This is a genomic window from Micromonospora sp. NPDC048040 (assembly GCF_055587185.1).
On sequence record NZ_JBVJGT010000073.1, the window covers coordinates 20,666 to 28,283 of the forward strand.

Below are 7,618 nucleotides of genomic sequence, written 5' to 3' on the forward strand. Positions count from 1 at the left end.
AAAATTTCGCCGACCGTCAGGTTGGAATTGGCAAAAAGCTACGGGCGCGGAGCCGCGCCGGGAAGGGCTGGCATGGCGCTCTCCGCGACCGTCCTCGCCGAGCTGCGCGGCATCGTCGGCCCGGCCCACGTGCACGACGCGGCCGGCGACCTCGTGGCGTACGCCCGGGACGCGACCCCGCTTTTCTCGCACCGGCCCGACGCGGTGGTGTTCCCGGCCGACACCGCCGAGGTCGCCGCCGTGCTGGCCCTGGCCACCCGGCACGGCGTGCCGGTGGTGCCGCGCGGCGCGGGCTCCAACCTGTGCGCCGCGACCGTGCCGCTGCGCGGCGGGATCGTGCTGGTGCTGACCCGGCTGAACGCGATCCTGGAGGTCAGCGCCGACGAGCTGCTGGCCCGGGTGCAGCCCGGCGTGACCAGCGCCGCGCTGGCCGACGCCGCCGCGGCGCGCGGCCTGCTCTGGGCGCCCGACCCGGGCAGCCGCACCGTCGCCACCGTCGGCGGCACCATCGCCACCTGCGCCGGCGGGCTGCGCGGGCTGAAGTACGGGGTGACCCGCAACTACGTGCTGGGCCTGGAGGCGGTGCTGCCCACCGGCGAGGTGATCCGCACCGGCGGTCGGCTGTGGAAGGACGTCGCCGGCTACGACCTGACCCGGCTGCTCACCGGCTCCGAGGGAACCCTCGCGGTGATCACCGAGGCGACGGTGGCGCTGCTGCCCGCGCCCGCGTCGAGCAACACCGGGGTCGCCTACTTCCCGACGCTCGCCGAGGCGGGGGAGGCCGTCGCCCGGGTGATCCGGGCTGGCGTGGTGCCGGCGACGCTGGAGTTCCTCGACCGGGCCTGCATCACGGCGGTGGAGGACTTCGCCCACCTGGGGCTGCGCGCCGACGCGGGAGCGCTGCTCCTCTTCGGCGACGACGGCCCGCCGGACCTGGTCGCCACCCACCTCGACCGGATCGGCGCGGCCTGCGTCGACGCCGGCGCGGTGGAGGTCACCACCGCCCGCGAGGTCGCCCAGGCCGAGGCGCTGCTGGCCGCCCGCCGCTGCGCGCTGCCGGCGCTGTCCCGCCGGGGCGGGGTGACGATCCTGGAGGACGCGACCGTGCCCCGGCCGCGGATCGCCGAGATGGTCGACCGGATCGACGCGATCGCCGTCCGGCACGACGTCGCCATCGCCACCTTCGGCCACGCCGGGGACGGCAACCTGCACCCCACCTGCGTCCTCGACTCCGCCGAGGACCACGACGCGGTACGCCGGGCCGAGGCGGCCTTCGCCGACGTCTTCGCCGCCGCCCTCGACCTCGGCGGCACCATCACCGGCGAGCACGGGGTGGGGGCGGCGAAGCTGCCGTTCCTCGCCGCCCGGCTCGGCGACGACCAGCTCGCCCTGCTGCGCCGGATCAAGAGCGCCTTCGACCCGGCGGGCGTCCTCAACCCCGGAAAGCTGGGCTCGTGACCGGCGACGTGTTCAACCCGGAGCAGCTGTCCCGCTGCATCTCCTGCGGGTTCTGCCTGCCGGCCTGCCCCACATACGCGATGACCGGCGACGAGGCGTCGTCGCCGCGCGGGCGGATCACGCTGATGCGGGCGCTTCAGGACGGCACCCTGCCCCCGGACGACGACACGCTCGCCGAGCAGTCCTCGTTCTGCCTGGGCTGCCGCGCCTGCGAACCGGTCTGCCCCGCCGGCGTGGAGTACGGCAGCCTGCTCGAGCAGTGGCGGGTGCACCAGTGGCGCGGCCCCCGCCGGCCGCTGGTGGCCCGCGCGCTGATGCTGCTGGTCGAGCAGCGGTGGGTGCTGCGGCTGCTCGGCCTGGTCCGCCGCGCCGCCCACGGTCCGGCCGCCGCCCCGTCGCCCGAGCCCGGTCCGGCCGCCGCCCCGTCGCCCGAGCCCGGTCCGGCCGCCGCCCCGTCGCCCGAGCCCGGTCCGGCCGCCGCCCCGTCGCCCGAGCCCGGTCCGGCCGCCGCCCCGTCGCCCGAGTCCGGTGCTGCCGGCGGGCCCGAGGCGCAGCTCATGCTGGGCTGCGTCGAGCGGGGCCTGTTCCCGGCGGTCAGCCGGGCCGCCCGGGCGCTCGACCCGGGGCTGGCCGTCCCCACCGCGCAGGGCTGCTGCGGCGCGCTGCACGCGCACAACGGCGACCTGGCCGGCGGCGAGCGGCTGGCCGAGCGCCTCGGCGAGGACCTGCCGGGCACGATCGTCACCACCTCCGGCGGCTGCGCGGCGCACCTCGCCTCCGTGCTCGGCCGCGACCGGGTGCGCGAGCTGTCCACCTGGCTCGCCGAACGGCCCGCCGGCGCGGAGCTGCGGGTGGCCGGCCGGCGCGCCCGGGTCGCCCTGCAGGACTCCTGCCACCTGCGCAACGGCCTCGGCGTCTTCGCCGAGCCGCGGGCGCTGCTGCGCCAGGTCGCCGACTACGTGGAGCTGCCCTCGGCGGCCACCTGCTGCGGCGCCGCCGGCACGTACTCGCTGCTGCGGCCGACGGAGTCGCGGCGGATCCTGGACGCGAAGCTCGACGAGATCGAGGCCGCCGGGGTGGACCTGGTGGTGGCGGTCAACCCGGGCTGCCTGCGGCAGCTGCGCACCGGGCTGCGCCGGCGCCGGTCCCCCGTCCGGGCCGTGCACCTGGCCGAGCTGCTCACCCGCGTGGAGCCGGCGTCCCGACCGGTCTGAGCGGGTCGGGACGCCGGCTCGCGGCCTCACTCGGTGCGGATGCCGTCCGGCCGGGTCAGCCGCCACAGCGCCGGCAGGCTGAGCCCGGTGACCAGCAGCACCACCGCCGCGCCCAGCCCGGTGGAGATGCCCAGCACCGGCCAGGCGACCGTGACCGGCTCCCGCACCATGCGCAGCAGCACCGCGCCGAGACCCAGCCCGAAGACCACCGCCAGGACGAGCCCGATCACCACCGGCACGGCGGTCTGCCACAGCACCGACCAGCTCAGCGTGCCGCGCCGGGTGCCGACCGCGACCAGCATCGCCAGCAGCCGGCGGCGCTCCCGTAGCTGCTCCAGCACGCCGACCAGCATGCTGGCCCCGATCAGCAGCAGGGTGACCGCCGCGCCGACGTAGAGGCCGCGCCGGATGTTGACGAACTGGGTGGCCTGCGTGGTCCCGGTCAGGGTGAGCACCGAGGCGAACGGGTCGACGCCGGCGGCGACGTTGCGGACGTGCTCCAGCGCGTCCGGCCGGTCGGGCGCGAGCCGCAGGTACGCGTCCGCGCGCAACGGGCCCAGCCGGGCGGCGTCGACCGCGCCGGGGGTGGCCAGCACGCTGGTCTGCGCGTGGCCGGCGGGGCCGGGACGGATCGGCGCCTCCCGGGCGTCCCGGGGGATCTGCCAGGCCGACCCGTCGACGTCCGGCACCGTGACGGTGGTGCCCGGCCGGATCTCCGCCTGCGGCGCCGTGGCGTCGCGGACCAGGAAGACGTCGCCGTCGGCGCACCCGTCGAGCCGGGCGAACTCGGCCAGCGCAATGCAGTCGCCGATCCGCAGGTCGACCAACGTGCCGCCCCCGGCGGCCCCGACGACGCTCCGCAGGGTGGCGTTGCTGCCGGTCACGCCGGGCGCGGCGGCCAGCCGGCCCAGCGCCGCGGCGGCGTCGGGGCGGGCGGGGAACTCCACCTGCACCTGGGCCCGGGAGGTGTCCTGCCCGGTGGCGACGGTGAACCGGTCGGAGACGCCGGCGAAGAGCATCTGCAGCCCGATGGTGCCCGCCACGGCGACCGCGATGCCGTTGACCAGGCGCGCCGAGGCGGCGCTGTCGAGCTGGATGCGCCGCACCGCGAGCTGCCACGGCACGGGACCGCCGCGCATCCGGCGTACCAGCAGGTCCGTCAGCCAGGGCAGCAGGGTGACCACGCCGATCAGCAGCAGCACCGCACCGGCCGCCGTCTGCTGCTCGGCGCCCAGCGGGGCGACATCGGCGGCGCCGGCCAGCAGCAGCCCGAGCCCGGCGGCCGGCAGCAGCAGCCGCCACGCCAGCCGGCGTCGCACCGGCGTCGCGCGCCGGGTCACCCCGAGCGGCTCGACGAGCACCGTGCGCATGGACACCAGGGTCACCACGACGGCGAGCGCCGGCACCGCCACCACCACGGCGGCGACCAGCGGCAGCGGCGGGCGCACGTCCGCGGCGTACACGCTGAGGTCCATCAGGGTGACCAGCGGCGCCACCTGGCGGCCGAGCGCGAAGAGCGCGCCGCCGACCGCGACGCCGAGCAGCGCGGCGCTCGCGGCCTCCCCGGCGGCGATCCGCCGGACCATCGCGGCGTCCGCGCCCACCAGCCGCAGCGCGGCCAGCCGCCGGTCGCGGCGTTCGCTGCCGAACCGCACCGCCGCGCCGAGGAAGACGGCGATGGGCAGCAGCAGGACGACGAAGATGACGACCACCAGCACCATCAGCACCGGGCCGAAGCCCTCGCCGGGCAGCCCGCCGCCGAACGCGTCCAGCCGGGTCGCGCCGTCGTCCGCGCTCAGCCGGTCGCTGCCCAGGTAGAAGGCCAGCTCCCGGGGGCCGGCCAGGCCCTCGTCGCCGATGATCCCGGTGACCCGGGCCCCGCCCAGCCGGGGTGCGAACAGCGCGCCGTCGGGGGAGTCGAGCAGGTCGCGCAGCGCGGGGGAGACCACGACCTCGCCCGCGCGGGGCAGCGTCGCCACGCCCGGCGGCGTCGGTGCGGCCGGCCCCTCGGCCTGCAGCATCCGGCCCCGCACGGGCCGCTCCCGGAACGCGGTGTCGACCTGCCGGAGCAGCAGCGTGTTCGCGGCGGCCGGGATCTGCCCGCCCATCCGCAGGTCGTCGCGGGCGTCGCCGCGCGCCTCGCGGGCGTCCAGCGCGCCGGGCACCGATGCGGCGAGCAGCAGCATCGCCACCCCGACCCCCACGCCGACCGCCGTCAGCACCGCCCGCAGCCAGCCGTCGCGGCCGCCGGTCAGCACCATGCGGGCGCCCATGGCCAGGTCGGCCGCGCCGTGGCGCAGCCGCGTCACGCCACGACCTCCAGGTCGCGGGTGCGGCCGTCGCGCACCACCACCTCCCGGTCGGAGTACGCGGCGACCCGCGCCTCGTGCGTCACCAGCACCACCGCCGCGCCGGTCTCCCGCGCGGCAGCGGTGAGCAGCCGCATCACCCGCTCGCCGTTGAGCGAGTCCAGCGCGCCGGTCGGCTCGTCGGCGAAGACCACCCGGGGGCGGGTGACCAGCGCCCGGGCGACCGCCACCCGCTGCCCCTGCCCGCCCGAGACCTCGCCGGGCCGCTTGCCGGCCACCTCGGCGACCTCCAGGCGCTCCAGCCACTCGGCGGCCCGGCGCTCCGCCTCGCGGCGGCCGACCCGGTCCAGCCGCAGCGGCAGCGCCACGTTCTCCAGGCAGGTCAGTTCCGGCACGAGCTGGCCGAACTGGAAGACGAAGCCGAACGACTCCCGGCGTAGCGCGCTGCGCTCGGCGTCGGTGAGGGTCGCGAGGTCACGGCCGGCGAAGAGCACCTGGCCGGAGTCGGGCCGGACGATGCCGGCGAGGCAGTGCAGCAGGGTGGACTTGCCGGAGCCCGACGAGCCCATCACGGCGAGCACCTCGCCCTCGTGGACGCGCAGGCTGGCGCCGGCGAGCGCCCGGGTGGGGCCGAACGAGCGGTGCAGGTCCTCGGCGACCAGCAGCGGCGCGGTCACGACCGGACCGCCGCGGCGAGGTCGTCGAGACGGGCGGCGGTCAGCTCCAGCCAGCGCAGGTCGGCCTCCAGGTGGAACAGCGCGTGGTCGCAGATCAACTGCTCGGCGAGGTCGCCGTCGCGCTTGCGGCGGGTCAGCTCGCGCATCATCCGCAGGTGCTCGCCGCGCTGCACGTCGAGCAGGTCGGCGGCGGAGCGGCCGGTCAGCAGGGCCAGCACCACCTTGGTGTAGAGGATGCTCTGCAGGTACGGCTCGGGCTTCTCCGCCCGGGCCAGCCACTGCCGGACATCGGTGACGCCGGCTTCGGTGATCGCGTACCGCTTGCGCTCCGGGCCCTCGCCGGGCTCGACCGCCTCCACCTCCACCAGCCCGCTGCGCAGCAGGCGGGAGAGGGTGGCGTAGACCTGCCCGTACGCGAGCGGGCGGGCGTGGCCGAAGCGCTCGTCGTAGAGGCGTTTGATGTCGTAGCCGTGGCGGGGGGTGGCCTCCAGCAGGCCGAGGAAGGTCTGTCCGATCGACATGACGGGCACTATACACATCATGTATACGCGGTGTGTATACCGGTAGGGTGTGGCGGTATCCGCCGCATGGGAGGTCATGTGTTCGCCCTGTCCCTGACCGAGGACGTCGAGATGCGTCCCCTCGAACCCTGGCGGGCCGAGGAGTTCCTCGCCCACCTGGACCGCGCCCGCGAGCACATCGCGCCCTGGGTGTCGCCGGCGTTCGTGGCCACCGACCTCGACTCCGCCCGGGCCGTGCTCCAGCGCCACGCCGACCGGTACGCGCGCGGCGCCGGCGGCATCTGGGGCCTCTGGCGGCAGGGCACCCTGGTCGGCGGGGTCCTGTTCGTCTCGCTCGACACGGCGACGGGCGTCTGCGAGGCGGGCTGCTGGCTGGAGCCCGCCGCCGAGGGCCACGGGCTGGTCAGCCGGGCGGTGGAGCGGATCGTCGACTGGGCCGTCGAGGAGCGGGGCATCCACCGGGTCGAGTGGCGCACCAACGCCCGCAACGCCCGCAGCATCGCCACCGCCAAGCGGCTGGGCATGCGCCACGACGGGACGCTGCGCGAGGTCTACCCCGGCCCGGACGGGCGGATCGACCTTCAGGTGTGGTCGGTGCTGGCGCCCGAGTGGCGGGCCCGCCGGTCAGACGGCGGCGAGCACCGCGTCGAGTGAGCGGGGCACCCGGTCCGGCTCCAGCGCGCGCACCAGCAGCTTCGCGTACGCGCTCTTGCGGCCGGACCGGGTGCCGAGGAACCGGCGCAGCTGCGCCTCGACGGCGCGCCCCTGCTGGGCCGGCTGCCGCTGGAAAAGCTGGAACGTGCGCAGCTCACCCTCGGCGGCGATGACCTCCCGCACCCCGGCCACGCCGACCGCGCGGATCAGCTCGTCCTCCAGGTCGGCCACGCAGGCGTGGAACCCCAGGGCCGCCAGGTCGGACCGGGACAGGCCGCCGCCGAGGCCGCACCGTTCCAGCCCCCGCCGGAAGAAGCCCTCCTCGGCGTCGTCGTAGAGGCCCGCCAGCCGCAGCCGGCGCCCGGACGGGCCGAACAGGTCGAGGAAGTGGCCGATGTTCGTCGCGCCGCCCATCGACACCACCCGTACGCCGTCGGCGTCGAGGTCCCGGCCCCGCCTGGCGGCGAGCGTCTCCAGCGCGACCCGGTCGCTCCTGCCCTCGACGAGCACCACGGCCCGCGCGTCGATCCCCGCCGTCAGCTCGTGGATGCTCCGCACGGTCGCCACCCCGCCTCCTGGTACGTAGCCCGTCGGGCCGCACGTTGCGGCGTGCGCCCGGCCCGGATCAGTCAGGGGATCGTGGCCCGGCGTGCCCGGCGGTGCAAGCGAGTTGCGCCGGGACCGGCCCGGGGGGGGGGGGGGGGGGGGGGGGGGGGGGGGGGGGGGGGGGGGGCCCCCCCCCCCCCCCCTTCTCTTTTTTGTTTTTTTGGCCCACCCCCTTTTCT

7 protein-coding genes are annotated in these 7,618 nt (G+C 76.8%); 3 read left to right on the plus strand and 4 right to left on the minus strand.

Going from position 1 to position 7,618, the window contains the following annotated elements:
- The first annotated feature begins 72 nt into the window (after positions 1-72).
- Entirely contained in the window at positions 73-1,458 is a 1,386-nt protein-coding gene (locus tag ACZ6O2_RS33350; protein ID WP_350707252.1) for an FAD-binding oxidoreductase, read from the plus strand.
- The gene (locus ACZ6O2_RS33355) at positions 1,455-2,672 is read left to right on the plus strand and encodes a heterodisulfide reductase-related iron-sulfur binding cluster (RefSeq protein ID WP_466025758.1); all 1,218 of its coding nucleotides are present in this window, start codon (positions 1,455-1,457) and stop codon (positions 2,670-2,672) included. Before ACZ6O2_RS33350 ends, ACZ6O2_RS33355 begins: the two co-directional genes overlap by 4 nt.
- A 26-nt stretch (positions 2,673-2,698) precedes the next feature.
- On the opposite strand, the gene ACZ6O2_RS33360 is transcribed toward ACZ6O2_RS33355, so the two are convergent.
- The 3 genes from ACZ6O2_RS33360 to ACZ6O2_RS33370 are packed head-to-tail and all read right to left on the minus strand — an operon-like array spanning position 2,699 to position 6,179.
- Positions 2,699-4,981: an ABC transporter permease gene (locus tag ACZ6O2_RS33360; RefSeq protein WP_466025759.1), complete on the minus strand. Its 2,283-nt coding sequence runs from the start codon at positions 4,979-4,981 to the stop codon at positions 2,699-2,701.
- A complete protein-coding gene (locus ACZ6O2_RS33365; RefSeq protein WP_350707258.1) occupies positions 4,978-5,658 on the minus strand; it encodes an ABC transporter ATP-binding protein in 681 nt (226 codons plus the stop codon). The genes ACZ6O2_RS33360 and ACZ6O2_RS33365 overlap by 4 nt, the downstream gene beginning before the upstream one ends.
- Positions 5,655-6,179, minus strand: coding sequence for a PadR family transcriptional regulator (locus ACZ6O2_RS33370; RefSeq protein ID WP_466025760.1), 525 nt, complete (start codon positions 6,177-6,179; stop codon positions 5,655-5,657). The genes ACZ6O2_RS33365 and ACZ6O2_RS33370 overlap by 4 nt, the downstream gene beginning before the upstream one ends.
- Before the next feature lie 78 nt (positions 6,180-6,257).
- On the opposite strand from ACZ6O2_RS33370, the gene ACZ6O2_RS33375 reads away from it, so the two are divergent.
- Positions 6,258-6,833 (plus strand): GNAT family N-acetyltransferase, encoded by a 576-nt coding sequence (locus ACZ6O2_RS33375; RefSeq protein ID WP_466025761.1) that lies wholly within the window; start codon positions 6,258-6,260, stop codon positions 6,831-6,833.
- Here the strand turns inward: ACZ6O2_RS33375 and ACZ6O2_RS33380 are convergent.
- The gene (locus tag ACZ6O2_RS33380) at positions 6,804-7,400 is read right to left on the minus strand and encodes a TOPRIM nucleotidyl transferase/hydrolase domain-containing protein (RefSeq protein WP_466025762.1); all 597 of its coding nucleotides are present in this window, start codon (positions 7,398-7,400) and stop codon (positions 6,804-6,806) included. The two genes, ACZ6O2_RS33375 and ACZ6O2_RS33380, sit on opposite strands and share 30 nt — an antisense overlap.
- Positions 7,401-7,618: the final 218 nt, after the last annotated feature.